This window comes from Mucilaginibacter sp. UYNi724 (genome assembly GCF_054057495.1).
This window is the reverse complement of sequence record NZ_JBSRZI010000013.1, coordinates 1-19,810: the sequence shown is the minus strand read 5'-3', so window position 1 is coordinate 19,810 and position 19,810 is coordinate 1. Positions and strand designations below refer to the sequence as shown.

Here is a 19,810-nt window from a genome sequence, read left to right as displayed (position 1 = left end):
AGTAAACAGATGTGCAATGTGTTATAAAAGTAAATATGAATCAAAGTAAAAGCCTTTTAAAAAATACTTTTATATACACTATTGGTAATTTAGGTTCAAAGTTATTAACCTTTTCCCTTTTACCTATACTGTCTTTTTACCTTTCAAAAAAAGAACTTGGTGAATATGATGTGGTGCTTACTACCATTAGCATGTTTGTGCCTTTTGTTTCTTTACAAATATCAGATGCCGCTTACAAATGGCTTTTAAACAGGGAGGCCGAAGATTATGATGCGCTAAGAAGCAAAATAATTACAAACGGGCTTTTGATAATAATAGTTACTTCGGTTATATTTTTAGCAGCTTATTTTACCGTAGGCGCGTTTGTGCCGCTTAATTATAAATACCATTTTGCGGCCATACTGTTATCCTCTATATTTCTCCCATATTTTCAGCAGGTTACCAGGGGATTGCAGAAAAACAAGCTGTATGCGATAGCCGGTTTGTCAAACGCGGTGTTTGTTCTTGGCTTTAACATTTTGTTTCTTATCGGCTTAAAAATGAAATTGGAAGCGCTGTTCTTGGCGTTGATCATAGCTAATTTTGCCACCTGTATAATTTTGGTGCAGTTTTCGGGAGTTTATAAGTTCATCAATTTCAAACTATATTCGACCGCGCTACAAAAGCAGATGCTTAAATATTGTTTGCCACTAATACCTAATAGCATAAGCTGGTGGCTGGTAAACGCTGCCGATAAATTTTTGATACTGTATTACTTAGGAGTAAATTCAAACGGTATATATGCCATATCATCAAGATTACCAAGCATCATTACTATTTTAAATACCATATTTATACTGGCTTGGCAGGATCATTCCATGACGTCTAAAGACAGCAGTATAGATAGTAAAACGTTCGATAGGTTCTATACCTTTGAACTATCATTTGTTCTTGTGCTTATTTCTGCCTCAAAAATCATTGTTGAAGGTATTGTTAGCAGCAGCTTTATAGATGCTTATAAATACATGCCCATGTTGTTTATAGGAGCGGCATATTCGGCGTTTTCAGCTTATTTTGGGGCATACTACCTCAAATCGGGTAATACTAAAGGTATATTTGTAACCAGCATTGCGGGTGGTGTTACCAATATTGTTGTTGTTTTACTGCTCATCAAACATATAGGCCTGTATTCATCAGCATTGGGGACTTTTTTAAGTTTCATGGTTATGTTTGTTTATAGGTATATCGATCTGAAAAAGGAGATCAATTTAAAAGTTAACATGTTAAAGCTTATTTCGTTAACAGTGTTATGTGTGGTTTTTTCATTAGCATTACTAATACACTTCAAATATATAAATTACATCCTTTTGGTTTTAGCAATAGGTATATTCCTATTTTTAAATAGCGAGGTTATTGTCAAATTAAAAAAAATGGTATTCAAATAAATTCTACTCATGCAAAATACAAGTAACTCAGAGCAAAAATTTGGTTTAATGGTTTATCCGGCAAACCCAACATATAACGTGGGCGATTACGTACAAAGCCTTGCAGCAAAACAATACCTGCCTAAAGTAGATGTATTTGTAGAGCGCGAGAAATTAAAAAGCTACAAAGGCGACGATATTAAAATGATCATGAACGGATGGTATATTCTCAACCCAGATGAGTTTCCACCTTCGGCAAAGATCAACCCGCTTTGGGTATCGTTCCATTTAAATGCAAACGCAAAAGACAAGGTTTTAACACCAGAAACTATTGCATATTTAAAAGAACAGGGGCCGATTGGCTGCCGCGATACCTATACTTTAAGTGTATTGCAGGAAAAAGGCATCGACTCGTACTTTAGTGGGTGTATAACTACCACTTTAGACGTCAAATACAAAACTGATAAAAAATCCGACAAAGTTTATATGGCCGATCCATTGTTTTTGCTGCCGCATTGGGGTAAAATGATGTACGGGCCTAACCAATTTATAAAGGCTATTATAAGCGGCGAGATTTTTAGGTTTGGTAAAAGAAAACGAATCTTAAAACAACTTATTACCGACGAATTTTTAGAGAACGCCGAATATGTAAAACATAAACTATCCGGCTCGCACAGCGAAGAACGCAGGTTTGAAGAAGCCGAAGCGCTGTTACATAAATTTGCGGCCGCCAAACTTGTTGTTACCTCAAGGATACATTGTGCATTACCTTGCCTTGCATTGGGTACACCTGTTATCTTCATTAATTACGGGTTTAATAACAGTTCAGACATGAGCAGGTTCTCGGGTATATCTGATCTGTTCAATACCATTAACATTAACGATAAAGGCGAAATACAGGCCAACTTTGATTTTAATGGTAAAATTGGTGTCGACAGTAAATTTACCAACCCAACCAGGCATGTAGAAATGGCCGTTAAACTTAAAGAAAAGGCCTTCGCATTTGTTAAATAATATGCACGTAATTCAACTGATTACCGGCTTAAGCGGCGGCGGTGCCGAAAACCTGGTTTATAATTTAACTAAAATGAACCTGCAGGACAAGAAGGTTACTTGTTCTGTAGTGTACATTACTAATAAGGATAAATTAAGGCCACGGTTTGAAGAAATGGGCGTTTCGCCAATTTCTTTAGGCATAACCTCCAAAGCCAACTTTTTAAGTGGCTTAAAGCAGTATTATCATATTATTAAACAAAATAAAAATACAGTAGTACACGCCCACTTATTCCATGCGTTTTTTTTGAGCTGCTTATTAAAGCCATTTGTATCGCATAAAATTGTTTTTACGCTGCATAACGACTTTGTTAGAAGCAAATTAAGACGTTTTTTCTTATTTTTTACCCGGGGGCTTAGGGATAAAGATGTTATATTTTCAAAAAAATCAAGGACCTGGTACCAAAAGTCAGACCCAGTTGTAATTGCAAATGGAATAGATTTAAGTTTATACAATGCCCCATTGCAAAAACCGGATGTTTTTACATGCTTGTTTTTAGGGAGGTTGGAACATCAAAAAAATCCGCTTTATTTGGTTGATCTGGTTAAGAAACTAAAAGATAAGCACAAGTTTAAAATAGTTGTAGTTGGCGAAGGCAATATGCGGCAATCGCTGGAGGACTTGATCGCTCAACAATCGTTGCAGGATTATTTTGAATTTTTAGGTTTCAGGCAGGACATCCCCCAAATTATGGCGAATGTAAGTTGCCTGATCACGCCATCATTATGGGAGGGGATGCCTATTTCAATATTAGAGGCAGGTGCTTGTGGCCTGCCTATTGTTACTACACCTGTGGGCAGTATCCCAATTTTTTTAAGTGAAGACGCAGCGTACCTTACCGAGCTTCCAAATTTCCATTTATCGTTACAGCATATAATGGAGCATTACGATGAGGCGCTTGAAAAAGCTGCGAAATTTAAAAAAGAGGTTTACGAAAAATTCGATATAAATAAATGTTATTTGAACTATAAGTTGATATACCAAAGTGTGCTTAAACATTAAGCAATAAAATAGGTCTATGTTAAAAAGCCGGATCTAACGTTAGATGTCTGGAAAAGTATTGAATTAACCAACAGAAGTTATGAAAACAAAGAAATTGATAAAAACGCTTATACTTCTATTTACTGTTACAACATCTGCCGTTTATGGTAACAGTATTGGTAAAACGTTTAATGTGAAAGATTATGGGGCAAATGGCGACGGCGTGACTGATAATTATAATGCATTGATTAAAGTTGCAAAGGCAGTAAACGCAAATGGATCCGGAACGGTTTATTTCCCCGCGGGTAAATATTATATCGCGCAATACAATACTAAAAACAACCCGGTTGCGGATATCCTGTTTTCTGGTTGCAATGGTCTTTCAATAATTGGCGACAAAGCAGTTATCTCTGTAAATGGAAACTTCTTTAGGGCAGCCGATTTGTTAGTGGGTAGATTACAAAAAAGCACTACTGAGGCTGTTATACCTATCTCAATATCTAAGTGCCAAAACGTTACTATCAAAGGTTTAGAAATTAATGGTAATATTAATAGGATGACACGAGACCCTAAAACTACGGAGGGAAGCGGGCATCTTATCCAGCTTTGGGATTGCGAGAATGTAAACATATCTAACGTTTATACCCATCATGGCCAAACGGACGGCATTTATATTGGGGGTATCAAGGGTTGCAGAAATGTTATTATAACTAATTCCATCAGTTCAAATAATGGCAGGCAGGGCATGTCTATAACTCATTTGTATAAAGGCCTTTTTGATAACTGCCAGTTTATAAACACAGGCATAACCGACGGTGCTTATACCCGCCATGCCCCATCGGCAGGCGTCGATATTGAGCCACAGGTAATCCCCGCAGGTGCTAAAATGGGCGGGATAGTATTTAGAAATTGTACATTTGCAAATAATATGGGTGCACAGTTCATGAGTATATCCCCCAAAATTACTGCTAATATTAAACTGGTTAAATGCACTATCAAATCGCAAACAAGCCTATCAAAATATACGATGATATTAGCTGCAGACAGCTTGGTTGTGGATAGCTGCGATATAGACTGCGGAACTAAACAGGGAAGTGTTTACGCCAGTTGGACCGGCCGCACAGGCGGTAATGTTGAAATCAAAAACAGCACCATCAGAAGCGCTTTTAGAGGGATAGTATCTGCTAACCAGGCAAATATGTTTAATAAGGTAAAAATATCCAATAACGATATAATTTGTACCTCTAAAAATCCTTCTAAAGCATACTTTCCATATCTTACGTCAAAAGATCTTATTTTTGAAAACAATAGAGTGCAAATACCTTCTGCTGTATCAGGTGTAGTTACACCACTTATTAATAATGCTGCGAGATCACAAAAGAATACATTTTCTACCGACAAGTTTGGCATAAAACCCAAGGTTTCATATGCCGGTACAAAGTTGATAGCTGATTAATGCTTTAAAATGATATACTTAGCACAAATAACTTTAGCGTAATTAATAAAGCATGAATAAATCTATAGTTGTAGTATTAGTAGTTGCTTTTTTATTCAGGCTAACGCTGGTAGTTGTAGAAATGAACTTTTTTGAGTTACCTGATAGCGGAAAAGACGACAGGCGTTTTGAACGGTTAGCTTGGGAATGGACCAAGGTTAAAAATCCCCCTGCAGATCAGTTTTCAGAATCGGGTGCTGGTAGTTTTATTAAAATAGGCTCGGCACTATATTCTATATTTGGCCGAGTGCCTTGGTTATGGAGTTTAATACTGGTTATTTTAAGTACTGCCACGGTTTACAATATATATAAAGCGACCTATCTGTTATGGAATGATAGGACCCAGGCGATAAGGGTAGGTTGGTTCGCAGCGTTATTTCCTGAATTGGCAGAGCTATCGGCGGTTATTTTGAGAGAAGTGCCTATTCACTTTTTCCTTTCGTTAGCTGTAATATCACTTATTAAGTTTTGGAAGTACAAGAAAAAGCCACATATTGTATTATTTATTATATATACCGGGCTTTGTATCCTGTTCCACTCAGCTTTGATAGCGGTGCTGCTCGGGTTTGGTATGGGGATTTTCTTGATATCACAAGAGGGAAAGAACAAATCGCCGGCTGCTAAAGTGATGATGTTTATATTGGTTGCTGGCGGTTTGATGATTGTAAATTATACTGGATTTGGCTTAAGTAAATTTGGCGGATCGTTTGAAAACGCTTTCGACACTTTTGAAAGTGGCGAAGCCCACTCTGTAATGGGTACGGCCGGGTACCCCGAGTGGATGAAAATACGTAATGGTATAACTGATATTTGGAAACTCCCTCTACGGTATGTTGCGTTTTTATTTTCGCCGGTACTGCCATTCATGGTAAAAAAGGCGAGTCACCTGGCTGGTATAATTGATGCCGGGATGTATCTTTTAATGGCCTGGTCTTATTATAAAAACCGTAAGGTTATCAAGGAAAATAAAACAGCTTACCTCATATTAATCATTAGCATAACTCTGGCTTTCGTATTTTCATTAGGTGTTTCAAACTTCGGTACTGCAATAAGGCACAGGGCAAAATTGTTGCCTTTAATGCTTGTATTAGCAGTCGACTTTAAGGCTCTTCGTAGAAAAAACTATTTGAAGAAGCTTCGCGAACAACAAATGGCAAGCCAGGCAGAACAAGATATTGATATAAATAACGTTACCGCTCACTAAACCGAACCTTATCATATGTTATTCAATTCTTTACACTTTGTTGCATTCTTCATTATTGTTTGCAGCATTTATTTCACCATGGGGCATAAGTACCGATGGCTACTTCTGCTATTGAGCAGTTGTTATTTTTACATGGTTTTTTTGCCTATTTATATACTTATTTTAGGCTTTACAATCGTTATCGACTATTATGCCGGGTTGCTCATAGAAAAAAACGTCGGCAAAAAAAGGAAGCTTTTTTTAATAATGAGCCTGGTTGCCAACATAGGTATATTGGCTGTTTTTAAATATTATAATTTTTTAAACGATAACATATCGCTGTTGCTAAATAGCATTGGTTATAACAATCATGTACCTAACCTTTCTATATTACTGCCTGTAGGTTTGTCTTTCCACACCTTCCAGGCAATGAGTTACACCATAGAGGTGTATAGAGGCAATCAGAAGGCCGAACGGCACTTTGGGATATATGCACTTTATGTAATGTTTTTCCCTCAACTGGTTGCGGGGCCTATCGAGCGCCCTCAAAATGTAATACATCAGTTTTACGAAAAACATAATTTTGACTATAACCGTATTGTTGAAGGTTTTAAAATTGTGTTAGTTGGGTTTGTAAAAAAACTTGTAATAGCTGATAGGCTTGCAATTTATGTAAACGCTGTTTACGATCATCCGGATAAACACAGTGCCGTATCTATCCTGGTTGCTACCGTAATGTTTGCATTTCAAATCTATTGCGACTTCTCGGCCTACTCAGAAATTGCTATAGGTACAGCTAAGATATTAGGGTTTGATTTGATGACCAATTTCCGAAGACCGTATTTTTCAAAAAACATCCAGGAATTTTGGGGCCGATGGCATATTTCATTATCAACGTGGTTTAGAGATTACTTGTATATTCCGTTAGGCGGCAGCCGGGTGGCAGTACCAAGATGGTGTTTCAACGTGTTTGTGGTTTTTATGATTAGCGGTTTATGGCACGGTGCCAGCTGGACTTTCATAATATGGGGTGCGCTGCACGGCGTTTACTCTATATTCGGTATTATTTTTAAGAAATTAAAAGTTGATGTATTTCTTCGCAAAACATACGTTACCCGCGTGCTTTCTAACCTTTTTATATTTGGCATAGTTTGTTTTGCCTGGATATTTTTCAGGGCCAGGAATGTTCATGAGGCGCTTTTGATATGTAAAAATTTATACACGTTAAAAGGTGGCGGTTTGTTTTTAGGCGTACCAGCAAGTTTCTTTTACAGTTTAGCGGCTATTTTTGGGTTGCTATTTTTTGAATATATACAGGAATACTATCCCCAAAAATTCAATGTATTTAGCAATAAAAGCGCTGTGATCAGGTATGCAGGGTATTCGCTGTCTATCATCATTATTATATTGTTTGGTGTATTTAACGGAGGCCAGTTCATTTATTTTCAGTTTTAAAAAATGAAGAATCAACTTTATACATTAATAAAGAAGTTTGTACTGCTACTACTTATACTATTTGTTTTAGATTACGTATTCGGCACGTTAATAGAACGGGCGTTTTATCAAGAGAAACAAGGCGATAGTTCTACAACCACCTACGCTTTATCAAAGGCAAATGAAAATCTATTAATTTTCGGCACATCCAGGGCGTCACATCATTACATATCGTCTGTAATTGGCGATAGCTTGCAGGTATCTGCTTATAATTTAGGGCGAGATGGTATTAAGTTTGATTATAATTATGCTTTAATAACATCAGTTTTAAAAAGATATAGCCCTAAATATATTATTTTGGATATCAATCAAAACGATTTTACTTATGATACATTAGGCACGCAGAAAGAGATATTTACAAGTACCTTTTTGCCATATACTAGGCGTAATAGCTACATCAAGCAGCTTATTTATCAGATTAACCCCCGCGAAATTTATAAGTCGGAAGTCAGCAAACTGTATGCGTTTAACTCTTTGCCGGGTTCAATACTGCAACATGCGTTAGGTGTTGGGCAAAAAAACGATCATGGGTATGAAGCCTTATTTGGTAGTAAACTTACCGCCACCGATAAAACAATTGTAGGAAATAATACCAATTACAAAGAGGATACTACCCTGGTTAGAAAATTTGAAGAAATGATCGCCACTATAGAAAAAAGGAAGATCAAACTGTTGGTTGTAGTATCGCCTACTTTAAATAAATTTAAAAATAATCCGTTGCCTACAGTAAATAAAACACTAAGTAAATATGGGTTGAAAACTATTGATTTTAGCGATGCATTTGCTGCTGAAGATAATAGTAAATTGTTTCACGACAGGACCCATCTGAATAACAACGGAAGCACACTTTACACGCAGCTAATTATACAAGCCATTAAGAAATAAAGAGCAGATATACGCTCCCTGAATAAAATTATGTTTAAAAAAGCTTGTTTAATAGCTCATTACGGAGAAGATTATATTGCCTACAGGGTTAACTTCTTAAACTACCTAACAAGCTTAGGTGTTGAACAATGCTTTGGTATTGTGCCAAAAGATAAGCATTCCGAAGAGGTTGCTAAAACCCCATATCCTGTTTATTTTTATGAATACAATAGGTCGTGGAAGTTTTTTGCAGACATATTTAAAACATATAAACAATTTAAACAGATCATAGCGGCAGAAAAACCCGACCTCGTTTTTACCTATAAATTCTTTCCCAATTTATTAGGTGTTTATGTAGCAAAAAAGCTAAAGGTAAAAACCGTTGTTGCTACGGTGGCCGGCCTTGGGTTTCTGGATAAACAAGGATCGTCTTTACTTATCAACAAAGTATTTAAAGCATATTTATCTATTTTAAAGAAAGCTGATTTTATTGTTGTACAAAATAGCGACGACCAGATCTTATTACAAAAATTTATCGAACCCTCTAAAATTATTCTTACAAATGGGAGTGGTGTTAACAAAGAGAAATTTATACAGATAACTGCTCCGGACAGGGAAAAATGGGGTATGGCTGTTGATAATAAATATTTTTTGTTTTGCAGCCGTATTGTAAAAGAAAAAGGAATACTGGAACTGGTAGAAGCGTTTAAAAATCTGAAAGATAAATTTCCTAATGCCGTATTGTTAATTGCCGGTTGGTTTGATAGTAAGGGTATCGAAAAAGAAGTGCTGTCAAAAATTGAATCTGTCCCGTCAATTAAATACATCGGCTACCAAAAAAATGTTAAAGAGATTGTACAACTCTCGGATTGTGTGGTATTACCAAGTTACTACCCCGAGGGTGTGCCGAGGTCTTTAACCGAGTCGTTGGCTTTATCTAAGCCAATTATTACAACCAACCATAAAGGGTGTAAAGAAACCTGTATAGATACAGTGAATGGTTATTTAGTTGAGCCTGGCAACGTTGCCGATTTGCAGCAGAAAATGGAATTTTTTTTAACACTTACACTCGGGCAGGTAAAAAATATGCAAGAAAGCAGTTTAAATTTATTTAACGATAAATTTGAACAAGGGCAGATTTTTAAAACCATAGCAGACAAAATTTTATATGCCTGATTTATTATATACGGGGGCTTCTGGCTTTTTGGCTGGCAATACCATTCCCCAATTGCAGCAACTCGGCTATAACGTTATTACTTTAGGTGTAAGTAATAACACCTATAATTACAATATAGCCATAGAAATACCTGCTTTTAACGAGGCCTACGATGTCGTTTTTCATGCTGCAGGCAAAGCGCACTCCGAGCCCAAAACCGAGGCTGAAAAACAGTTGTTTTATGATGTTAATTTTGAGGGCACCGTAAACCTGTGTAAAGGGCTCGAAAATTTTAGCAAGTTGCCAAAGCAGTTTGTGTTTATAAGTACTGTAGCGGTTTATGGGCTGGATAGTGGTGAACTGATTACAGAAGAGCACGCTTTAAACGGCGAAACCCCCTATGCGAAATCAAAAATACTGGCCGAGAAGTTTTTGATTGATTGGGCTGACCGTAATGATATAACCTTAACTATATTGAGGCTTCCATTAGTGGCCGGCATTAACCCGCCGGGTAACCTTGGCGCTATGATCAATGGTATAAAAAGTGGCAGGTATTTAAGCATTGGAAATGCAAATGCCCGCAAAAGCATTATATGGGCGGAAGATATTGCTACTATACTGCCTCAACTCGTAAAGATAGGCGGGATCTATAATGTCACAGATGGCCTGCATCCCATGTTCTCGCATTTAGAGGCGGTGATCTCTAAACAATTGAATAAGAAAAAGCCCCTGAGTTTACCTATCCCTTTAGCTAAACTATTAGGGTGGGCCGGTAATATAATAGGCAGCCGGTTTCCCGTTAATACTAATAAATTGAAAAAAATAACATCAACCTTAACATTCGATGATAAAAAGCTACATGCCGCAATAAAGTGGGTGCCATCCTCTGTGGTTAAAAAGCTTAGCGAAATAACGTTATGATACTATACCCCTTTTTACTGCTTGTTTTTTTTGGTGTGATGCTTTTGTATTTCAAAATAGCAGATCATTATAACATTATTGATAAGCCAAATGAACGCAGCTCGCATACAGAAGTTACTATTCGCGGTGGTGGAGTTATATTTACATTCGCCATTGTTTGTGCGGTAGTATTGCACCCTCAGTACTGGCTACCTGGCGTGGGCCTGCTTGCCATAAGCGTAATAAGTTTTATTGATGACAGAATTACGCTTTCAAGCAAGATTAGGGTTGTTGTACATATTGCTGCCGTAACGCTCATGTTTGCATACTTAAATATTTTTGAAACTCCTTTTTATGTATGTATAGCCTTGTATATTATTAGTATTGGTATTATAAATATGTACAACTTTATGGATGGCATAAACGGTATTACCGGTGCCTATACATTGGTTGTGCTTGCCGGGTTACAATACGTTAATTTAAAAGGCGAGGCATTTATAGAGGCTGATTTGATATGGTTGCCAATGCTGGCGAGTGTGGCTTTTTTATTCTTTAATTTTCGCAAAAGGGCTAAATGCTTTGCTGGCGATGTTGGCAGTGTAGCAATAGCTTTTTGGATAGTTTTCTTACTATTCAGGCTGATACAAGTAAGCGGACACTGGGCCTACATTTTATTTCTTTCGGTTTATGGAGTAGATGCCGTGTTAACTATAGTACACAGGTTAATATTAAAGCAAAATATATTTAAGGCTCATCGCCTGCATTTTTACCAGATACTGGCTAATGAGCGGAAGTTGTTGCATGTAATAGTGGCGGCATGCTATGCGTTTGTACAATTTATTATAATAGCATTTATAGTTTTGTATATAAATGCATCAGAGTGGATAATTTTTATAACAATTACAACCTCCTTGGCAATTATATACATAGTATTCAAACCAAAGTTAATGAAGGGCAAGGCATCGTTTTAACAAATATTACTACGTTATCTTGAAAGTTTAGCATAAAAAACGCCTATAAGTTATAATTAATAATGTTATTTTTTTATATTTGAGCTGCCTTAACAACAAATGTCCCCCAATTGTGTTGTTAATGTGTGCGATACTTATGTCTTTAAATAAACGGTGTTAATTATAATTTTAAACTGTTAGGTTATTTAAGGCGTTTAATAGTTAATATCTAAAGTTAAGTATCAAGAAAATACATTGGTTATATTTCAATATAATTTTCTTATTTCTCGATGGAATTATTATTCTTTATCTTTGTTTAGATTGGCAAAAATGTACCTATGAAGAAATACTTACTTTTTAGCAAGGTTTTACCCCGTTGGATAATAATGTTATTAGACTTTGTTATTGTTACATGGTCTTTTTCATCCTCTTATCTTATTGTAAACAGATTTGATTTTGTAAATATATTAAGGGGTTACTTTTTTATTTATACAGGTGTTTATTGTATAGTTGCCGCATTGGTTATGTACGTGATGAGGGTACATATAGGTCTTATCAGGTATTCAAATACGCGTGATGTGTTACGTATATTTGGGTCGGTGTTTATCAGCAGTTTATTATATATGCTGGTAGTTACATTGTGGGTTAAACCTTACTTGCATGTAAAATCTTCCACCATCGATCTTGTTTTGCTTGTTAATTTCTCAGTATCAAGTACCCTACTCATTCTCTTGAGAAGCGGTGTGAAAAGTGCGTTCAACTACCTTAATAACTATTCAAGTTCAAAAAAAACCACGGTACTTATTTACGGTTCTGATACCAGTGCCGTATTGGTGAAACAAGCTTTAGAAGCCAGCGCGCAAACCAACTTTGTTATAGCAGGTTTTGTGGATGCTGATAACAATAAGATCAATAAAGAAATACAGCAGGTGAGGGTTTATGATATAAATAAACTTGAAAAGCTTAAAGAAAAACGTGCCATAGATAAGATGATCATCATGAATCATCATCTTGACGAGCAGTCGAAAAAAACGGCTCTGGAAACATGCCTTGCTTTGGGTATCCAAGTACTTACTGTACCACCATCAGATCAATGGATTTACGGTAAACTTAACATGCAGCAGATTAAAGACCTAAAGATAGAGGACCTGCTTCAGCGTAAAACAATACAAATTGATACTACACGTATATCTGAAGATTTGCAAGGCAAGCGAGTATTGATTACAGGTGCCGCTGGTTCTATCGGTTCAGAGATCGTTCAGCAAGTATTACAATATGATCCGGCAATGGTTATCCTTTGTGACCAGGCCGAATCGCCACTGCACGAGATCCGGTTAGAGGTAGAAGAAAAGTTTGCACAGATACCGATAAAAATATTCATCGGGGATATCAGGAATCACGATCGTATGCAAAAGCTGTTTTTAGATTACAAACCAGAAGTTGTTTATCATGCTGCTGCTTACAAACATGTGCCAATGATGGAAGAGAACCCATCAGAAGCGGTTAGGGCGAATGTGTTAGGTACAAAAAATATTGCTGATCTATCAGTTGCACACGGTGTAAATAAGTTTGTGATGGTGTCTACCGATAAGGCTGTTAATCCTTCAAACATCATGGGGACTACCAAGCGTATTGCCGAGATCTATATCCAATCATTAAAAGATAACCCTATAAACAAAGGCACTTGCTTTATAACCACCCGTTTTGGTAATGTGTTAGGTTCTAACGGTTCGGTGATACCGCGTTTTAGGGCGCAAATCCAAAAAGGCGGCCCTATTACTGTAACCCATCCGGAGATCACACGGTATTTCATGACCATACCCGAGGCGGTACATTTGGTGTTGGAAGCCGGTACAATGGGTACAGGTGGCGAGATATTTATTTTTGATATGGGCGAGCCTGTTAAAATTGTTGACCTGGCACTAAAAATGATTAAGCTTGCGGGTTTACAACCCGAGCGGGATATCAAAATTGTTTACTCAGGCCTTCGCCCGGGCGAAAAGCTTTACGAGGAATTGCTTAACCAGGGCGAGCATACCATGCCAACCCACCACGAGAAGATTAAGATCTCAGAGGTGATAACATACCCGTACAAAAAGGTTACCGATGACATTAACGAACTTATTTTGCTAAATCAGCAAAATGATGATATGGCAATGGTTAATAAAATGAAGGATATTGTACCTGAGTTTATCAGTAAAAACTCACAGTTTGAACATTTGGATAAAAAAAGCCTGCTACATCCGGGACAAATAGAAGTAGAGCCAAAAAAACTACGGGTATTGCAGGACTAAGTAATCTTAGTTTAAACTATTAGCGCGGTACGGCCGTTCATTGATCTAATCTGATTTTATTGAGTATTATTGCAATACTAAATAATACCCGAGCTACTACAGCTTATGAAAAGTATTGCCCAAAAAGTATTTGATATAGAAATTGCATCGTTGCAGTATGTGGCTTCGATGATAGACGAACAGTTTAACCAGGCAGTTAACGCTATCCTGCAATCCAAAGGTAAATTAGTTGTGTGCGGGATGGGGAAGTCCGGCCATATTAGCAAGAAGATCTCGGCCACTTTCACCAGCACGGGTACCCCAAGTTTTTTTATGCATCCTGCCGAGGCTTTTCACGGCGACCTTGGGATGATAAGTACCGACGACGTGGTTCTACTTGTATCTTACTCCGGCGAAACCGAAGAGGTGTTAAAAATTGTACCTTATCTACAATACAATAAAAATACGTTTATAGCTATAACCGGAAACGCTAAATCTACACTGGCTACCAACGCCACATACCATTTAAATGTTTGCGTTAAGCAGGAGGCTTGTCCGCTTGAGTTAGCGCCCACATCATCCACCACCGCAACGTTAGTTATGGGTGATGCTTTAGCAGTAGCACTAATGACGGCAAGAGATTTTAGTCCCGCTGATTTTGCGCGTTTCCATCCCGGAGGCAGGCTTGGCCGAAAATTATTGGTAAGGGTTAAAGATCTGATGCGTACCGACAAACTTCCTTTTATCAATACCAAAGCTACTTTCACTCAATTGGTTTTGCAAATGAGTGAAGGCAAACTGGGAATGGTTATAGTCGGCTCGCCGGATAAAGTAGAAGGCGTAATAACCGACGGAGATTTGCGCCGCGGATTAGTAAAATATGAAGATATTTATCACCTGCCTATTAGCGATCTGATGAATACTTCACCGCGGATAATTAACGAACACGAGTTGGTTTACGACGCTGAGGAACTTATGATGAAGCGCAAGATAACTACCCTGCTGGTGCATAACGATAATAACGTCCTTATCGGCGTTTACCAGATATTTAACCAAGCTTAGCAGATGAAGGTAATTATTGTTATACCTGCAAGGCTAAAATCAACTCGCTTGCCGCGTAAAATGTTGCTTGATCTGGGTGGAAAGCCTATTATACAGCGTGTGTACGAAGCTTGCCTAAAAGCAACCCTGCATCACGAGATTTGGATAGCGGCCGACAGCACCGAAGTATTTGACGCTTGCAAAACGTTTACTCCAAACGTACTTATGACAAAAGAGGAGCACCCCAGCGGGACAGATCGTATTGCCGAGGTTATAGAAACAGTACCATGCGATATGGTGGTAAATGTACAGGGCGACGAGCCCTTTTTTGATGCCAGCATCATTGACAGGCTGATAATTGCATTACAGCAAAGCGACGCCGGTATGGCCAGTATTTTTGCGCCTGTTGCCGATGTAGCGGAACTAAATAACCCAAACCTTGTTAAGGTTGTTACCGATGTAAATGGAAACGCTATCTATTTCTCAAGATTCGCTATACCGTTTTCGAGAGATGGGGAGGTGAAAGATTCGTCCGCTTACAAAAAACATATGGGCGTGTATGCTTACAAAGCATCATTCCTGAAACAGTTTATTACCATGCCGGTTTCGTTTTTAGAAAGCACAGAAAAACTGGAGCAGCTGAGGGCGATTGAGAACGGCTATAAAATTAAAATGATTGAAGTGAAAGGCATCGAGAAGGGGATAGATACACCGGAAGACCTTGAACTTGCACGCAAAAAGATAAAAGACAATGGGATTATATAACAACATCACTCAAAAACCTTTTTTTATTGTTGGCCCATGCGTAATGGAAAACCAGGAATTGCTTTACACCGTAGCCGAAAAGGTTGCCGAAATTGGCGCTAAATACCCGGTTACAATAGTTTTTAAATCATCATTTGATAAGGCTAACCGAACCAGTGTAAGTGCTTATCGCGGCCCGGGTTTAGCTAAAGGTATGGAGATGCTGAATAACGTAAAAGAGAAATTTAACTTGCCGGTTACAACGGATATCCACGAACCATTTCAGGCCGCTGCGTGTGCCGAAGTGGTAGATATTCTGCAGATTCCGGCGTTCCTTTGCCGCCAAACAGATTTGTTGGTAGCAGCTGCGGAAACGGGCAAAATAGTAAATGTTAAAAAGGCGCAGTTCTTATCGGGCCAGGATATGTTTTACCCTGCGCAAAAAGTAAAAGAAAGCGGTAACGACCAGATTATACTTACCGAGCGCGGTAACTCATTTGGATATAATAATCTGGTAGTTGATTTTAGGAATGTTGCCGATATGCTGGAGTTTGGCTATCCTGTTTGTATGGATTGTACCCACTCGGTACAGCGCCCTGGCGGTGCAGGGGGCAAAACCGGCGGCGACCGTAAATTTGTGCCAAACATGGCACATGCAGCAAAGGCATTTGGTGCCAGCGGTTATTTCATAGAAACACACCCCGACCCGGACCAGGCCATGAGCGATGGGCCAAATATGCTTTACCTAAAAGATCTGGAAGGACTGATTAAATCGCTGATCGGGTAAGTATTTAATTAGTAATCCTTCTTGCTTTCCGATTCCGTCCATTGTTTAAAAACGTCAAGGGCTTCAGTGTGCATCATTTGTACAAAAGGAAGTTTGCGTTTTTCCATAGGCTGCGCTAATTCGTCATAAATAAAATGGTCGTCGAAACCTATATCGGCAGCATCCTTTTTGGTATTGGCATAGTAAATTTTGCTGATGCGTGCCCAATAAATGGCGCCCAGGCACATGGGGCAGGGTTCGCAACTGGTATAAATTTCGCAGCCGTCTAAATTGTAAGTTTCCAGCTCCTGGCAGGCCAGGCGGATAACCGATATCTCTGCATGGGCCGTGGGGTCGTTAGTAGGCACAACGCGGTTTGCACTGCGCGCTATCACCATACCATCCTTTACAATCACCGCACCAAAGGGGCCGCCCTGCGATTGCTTTACGTTATATTCAGACAGGTCGATGGCCATCTGCATAAACTTTTCGTTGCCTTTGTCTTCCATATTGCTCTAAATTAAAAAACCTCAACTGTAAGCTGAGGTTTTTAATAATTATATTTTAATTATTTGCACATCTGACATGCTATTTTTTGTCTTTGGCGTAAGCGTCATTTAATCTCTTAACTACTTCAGTAGTTACGTCAAGGCTTGGGTCGCCGTAAAGAACAGTTGCATTACCTTTTTGATAAGTAAGGATCATTTTGTAACCTTTTTCTTTAGCGTAAGCTTTAGTAAACTCAACCAGTTTTTCGTAAAGTTTGGTTTGCTCAGTTACTTGCTCATTTTGTACTTGTGCACCTGCATTTTGTTGATATTGTTGAAACTCCTGGCCTTTACGTTGTAAGCGTTGCTCGGTAGCGGCACGTTGGTCTGCCGCCATGGTAGGGGCAGCTTTTTGGTATTCAGCAACCTCGCGTTGGATAGCCTGCTGGCGCGAAGCAACATCAGTCTGCGCAGCTTTACTTTTATCACCAAGGCGCTTGTCCATGTCCTTAATGTAATCGTATTTAGATACTAAAGAATCCTGGTTAATGTAAACAATTTCAGGACCGTCGGCAGTTGTGCCTGCAGTTGTTGTTGAAGCAGGTTTAGCGTCTGGTTTATTTTGGTTACAAGCAGATACACCTGCAGCTATTAGTAATGCTAATACTGATTTTGTAACAATTGAAGCCTTCATTTTCATTGGGTTTATCTTAAAAAAAATTTTGACAAATATAATCTTTCGCCACAAGTTTCCTAACCATTAATTAAGATGTTTATTATAGGTCATATTTATCCACAATCGCATTAATGTTGCACATAATCCGAGTTAATACAAAGCTAAATTCGTAAATTTGGTGGTTATTGTATTAATCAAATATGAGCGAAAAAAATCAGGATAAATCAAATTATTCAGCGGATAATATACAGGTTTTAGAAGGTTTAGAAGCCGTACGTAAAAGGCCTTCGATGTACATTGGTGATACGGGCGTAAAAGGCCTTCACCACTTGGTTTACGAGGTAGTTGATAACTCGATAGATGAGGCGCTTGCCGGGTATTGTGATACCATTAACGTTACTATCCACAAAGGCAATTCTATTACCGTTGTAGATAATGGCCGTGGTATCCCAACGGGTATCAATACTAAAGAACAAAAATCAGCCCTTGAAATAGTAATGACCGTGCTGCACGCAGGCGGTAAGTTTGATAAGGATACCTACAAAGTATCCGGTGGTTTGCACGGTGTGGGTGTAAGTTGTGTTAACGCGCTATCTATACACGTTAAAACTGTTGTGTACCGCGAGGGTAAAATTTTTACACAAGAATACGAACGTGGTAAACCATTGTTCCCGGTTAAAGAGATTGGCGTATCTGATAAAACAGGTACCACCCAAACTTTCCAACCGGATGCAGAAATATTTACACTTACAACCGAATATAAGTTTGAAACACTGGCAACCCGTTTACGCGAGCTTGCATTTTTGAACAAAGGCATCCGCTTAACGCTAACAGATGAGCGCGAAACTAACGACGACGGTTCTTTCCCAATGGAGGAATTTTTCTCTGAAGGGGGTTTAAGGGAGTTTATAAAATACCTTGATGGTACTCGTGTTGCTATCATCCCGGAGCCAATTTACCTGGAAGGTATTAAGCAGGGTATCCCGGTTGAACTGGCTTTCCAGTACAACGATACCTATACCGAAAATGTGCACTCATACGTAAATAACATCAACACTATTGAGGGAGGTACACACGTTGCCGGTTTCAGGATGGGTTTAACCCGCACGCTTAAGGCTTATGCGGATAAATCGGGCTTGTTGAAAAATATGAAGATCGAGATTACCGGTGATGACTTTCGTGAGGGGTTAACAGCTGTAATTTCGGTAAAAGTACAAGAGCCGCAATTTGAAGGGCAAACCAAAACCAAATTGGGTAACAGCGAGGTGAGTGGTGCCGTTAACGTGGCCGTAGGCGAAATTTTAGGTAACTACCTTGAAGAAAACCCACGGGAAGCTAAAATGATAGTGCAGAAGGTTATCCTTGCTGCTACAGCCCGTGCAGCTGCACGTAAGGCCCGCGAAATGGTACAGCGTAAAAGTGTGATGACAGGTTCGGGTTTACCTGGCAAGCTGTCTGATTGTGCCAATAGCGATCCAACTTTATGCGAACTTTACCTTGTAGAGGGCGACTCGGCGGGTGGTACGGCTAAACAGGGCCGTAACCGCGAGTTCCAGGCCATTCTGCCACTACGTGGTAAGATCCTGAATGTGGAGAAAGCCATGGAGCACAAAATTTACGAGAACGAAGAGATAAAAAATATGTTCACCGGTCTTGGTGTAAGCATCGGTACCCCCGAGGATGCGAAAGCATTAAACTTAACCAAGTTACGTTACCACAAAATTGTGATCATGACGGATGCGGACGTAGATGGTTCGCACATTACCACACTTATTCTTACCTTTTTCTTCCGTTATATGAAGGAATTGGTTGAGTATGGCTATGTGTACATTGCATCGCCACCGCTTTACCAGGTTAAAAAAGGTAAAGAATTTGAATACTGCTGGACAGATGAACAACGCGATACCGCTATACAGCGCCTTAAAGGCCAGGGTAAAGAGGATAGTGTACACGTACAGCGTTATAAAGGTTTGGGTGAGATGAATGCCGAGCAATTATGGGATACTACCATGAATCCGGCTAACCGTACACTTAAAAAAGTAGCTATTGAGAATGCCGCCGAATGCGACCACACCTTCTCTATGCTGATGGGTGACGAAGTTGCCCCGCGCCGTGAGTTTATCGAGAAAAATGCTCGTTACGCACGTATAGATACCTAAAATATATTTTCAGATACGTAGATCCCAAATCTGCAGATGCTTCTTGATATGAAATATTAGCCCCGCCGAATAAGCGGGGCTAATATATTTTAAGTGTCTCGTCCTGAAAAAAGTTGACTAATAAATGGTCAACAAAATGAGTTACAAGGTAGTTAAAGTAAAAGGTGAAGCCTCGCATTTAAA

At 38.8% G+C, this 19,810-nt stretch carries 17 protein-coding genes; 15 read left to right on the top strand and 2 right to left on the bottom strand.

Annotation, left to right across the window (positions count from 1 at the left end):
- Positions 1–35 precede the first annotated feature (35 nt).
- The 14 genes from ACVW0P_RS17225 to kdsA all read left to right on the top strand — a co-directional run bounded on the left by ACVW0P_RS17225 (position 36) and on the right by kdsA (position 16,325).
- Positions 36–1,424: a lipopolysaccharide biosynthesis protein gene (locus ACVW0P_RS17225; protein ID WP_457133169.1), complete on the top strand. Its 1,389-nt coding sequence runs from the start codon at positions 36–38 to the stop codon at positions 1,422–1,424.
- 9 nt (positions 1,425–1,433) lie between these two features.
- Positions 1,434–2,417 (top strand): polysaccharide pyruvyl transferase family protein, encoded by a 984-nt coding sequence (locus ACVW0P_RS17220; RefSeq protein WP_457133168.1) that lies wholly within the window; start codon positions 1,434–1,436, stop codon positions 2,415–2,417.
- 1 nt (position 2,418) lies between these two features.
- Positions 2,419–3,459 (top strand): glycosyltransferase, encoded by a 1,041-nt coding sequence (locus ACVW0P_RS17215; protein ID WP_457133167.1) that lies wholly within the window; start codon positions 2,419–2,421, stop codon positions 3,457–3,459.
- A 79-nt stretch (positions 3,460–3,538) separates the two neighbouring features.
- Complete coding sequence (locus ACVW0P_RS17210; protein WP_457133166.1) at positions 3,539–4,894, top strand: glycosyl hydrolase family 28-related protein; 1,356 nt, start codon at positions 3,539–3,541, stop codon at positions 4,892–4,894.
- A gap of 52 nt (positions 4,895–4,946) precedes the next feature.
- On the top strand, positions 4,947–6,137 hold the full coding sequence (locus tag ACVW0P_RS17205; protein ID WP_457133165.1) for an ArnT family glycosyltransferase: 1,191 nt from the start codon (positions 4,947–4,949) through the stop codon (positions 6,135–6,137).
- Between the two features lie 132 nt (positions 6,138–6,269).
- Positions 6,270–7,571 (top strand): MBOAT family O-acyltransferase, encoded by a 1,302-nt coding sequence (locus ACVW0P_RS17200; RefSeq protein ID WP_457133164.1) that lies wholly within the window; start codon positions 6,270–6,272, stop codon positions 7,569–7,571.
- A gap of 3 nt (positions 7,572–7,574) precedes the next feature.
- The gene (locus ACVW0P_RS17195) at positions 7,575–8,495 is read left to right on the top strand and encodes a hypothetical protein (RefSeq protein ID WP_457133163.1); all 921 of its coding nucleotides are present in this window, start codon (positions 7,575–7,577) and stop codon (positions 8,493–8,495) included.
- A 30-nt stretch (positions 8,496–8,525) separates the two neighbouring features.
- Positions 8,526–9,650, top strand: coding sequence for a glycosyltransferase (locus tag ACVW0P_RS17190; protein WP_457133162.1), 1,125 nt, complete (start codon positions 8,526–8,528; stop codon positions 9,648–9,650).
- Entirely contained in the window at positions 9,643–10,551 is a 909-nt protein-coding gene (locus tag ACVW0P_RS17185) for an NAD-dependent epimerase/dehydratase family protein (protein ID WP_457133161.1), read from the top strand. Before ACVW0P_RS17190 ends, ACVW0P_RS17185 begins: the two co-directional genes overlap by 8 nt.
- Complete coding sequence (locus tag ACVW0P_RS17180) at positions 10,548–11,501, top strand: MraY family glycosyltransferase (RefSeq protein ID WP_457133160.1); 954 nt, start codon at positions 10,548–10,550, stop codon at positions 11,499–11,501. The genes ACVW0P_RS17185 and ACVW0P_RS17180 overlap by 4 nt, the downstream gene beginning before the upstream one ends.
- Before the next feature lie 602 nt (positions 11,502–12,103).
- Entirely contained in the window at positions 12,104–13,774 is a 1,671-nt protein-coding gene (locus ACVW0P_RS17175) for a polysaccharide biosynthesis protein (RefSeq protein WP_457133159.1), read from the top strand.
- 105 nt (positions 13,775–13,879) lie between these two features.
- Positions 13,880–14,815: a KpsF/GutQ family sugar-phosphate isomerase gene (locus ACVW0P_RS17170; protein ID WP_457133158.1), complete on the top strand. Its 936-nt coding sequence runs from the start codon at positions 13,880–13,882 to the stop codon at positions 14,813–14,815.
- Positions 14,816–14,818: 3 nt separating this feature from the next.
- The gene (gene kdsB / locus ACVW0P_RS17165) at positions 14,819–15,559 is read left to right on the top strand and encodes a 3-deoxy-manno-octulosonate cytidylyltransferase (RefSeq protein WP_457133157.1); all 741 of its coding nucleotides are present in this window, start codon (positions 14,819–14,821) and stop codon (positions 15,557–15,559) included.
- A complete protein-coding gene (kdsA, locus tag ACVW0P_RS17160) occupies positions 15,546–16,325 on the top strand; it encodes a 3-deoxy-8-phosphooctulonate synthase (RefSeq protein WP_457133156.1) in 780 nt (259 codons plus the stop codon). Before kdsB ends, kdsA begins: the two co-directional genes overlap by 14 nt.
- Before the next feature lie 8 nt (positions 16,326–16,333).
- Here kdsA and ACVW0P_RS17155 read toward each other — a convergent pair whose 3' ends face one another.
- Both ACVW0P_RS17155 and ACVW0P_RS17150 read right to left on the bottom strand, forming a co-directional pair.
- A complete protein-coding gene (locus tag ACVW0P_RS17155) occupies positions 16,334–16,813 on the bottom strand; it encodes a nucleoside deaminase (RefSeq protein ID WP_457133155.1) in 480 nt (159 codons plus the stop codon).
- A gap of 79 nt (positions 16,814–16,892) precedes the next feature.
- A complete protein-coding gene (locus tag ACVW0P_RS17150) occupies positions 16,893–17,486 on the bottom strand; it encodes an OmpH family outer membrane protein (protein ID WP_457133154.1) in 594 nt (197 codons plus the stop codon).
- Positions 17,487–17,668: 182 nt separating this feature from the next.
- Here ACVW0P_RS17150 and gyrB point away from each other — a divergent pair, with 182 nt between their 5' ends.
- Entirely contained in the window at positions 17,669–19,627 is a 1,959-nt protein-coding gene (gyrB, locus tag ACVW0P_RS17145) for a DNA topoisomerase (ATP-hydrolyzing) subunit B (RefSeq protein ID WP_457133153.1), read from the top strand.
- Positions 19,628–19,810: the final 183 nt, after the last annotated feature.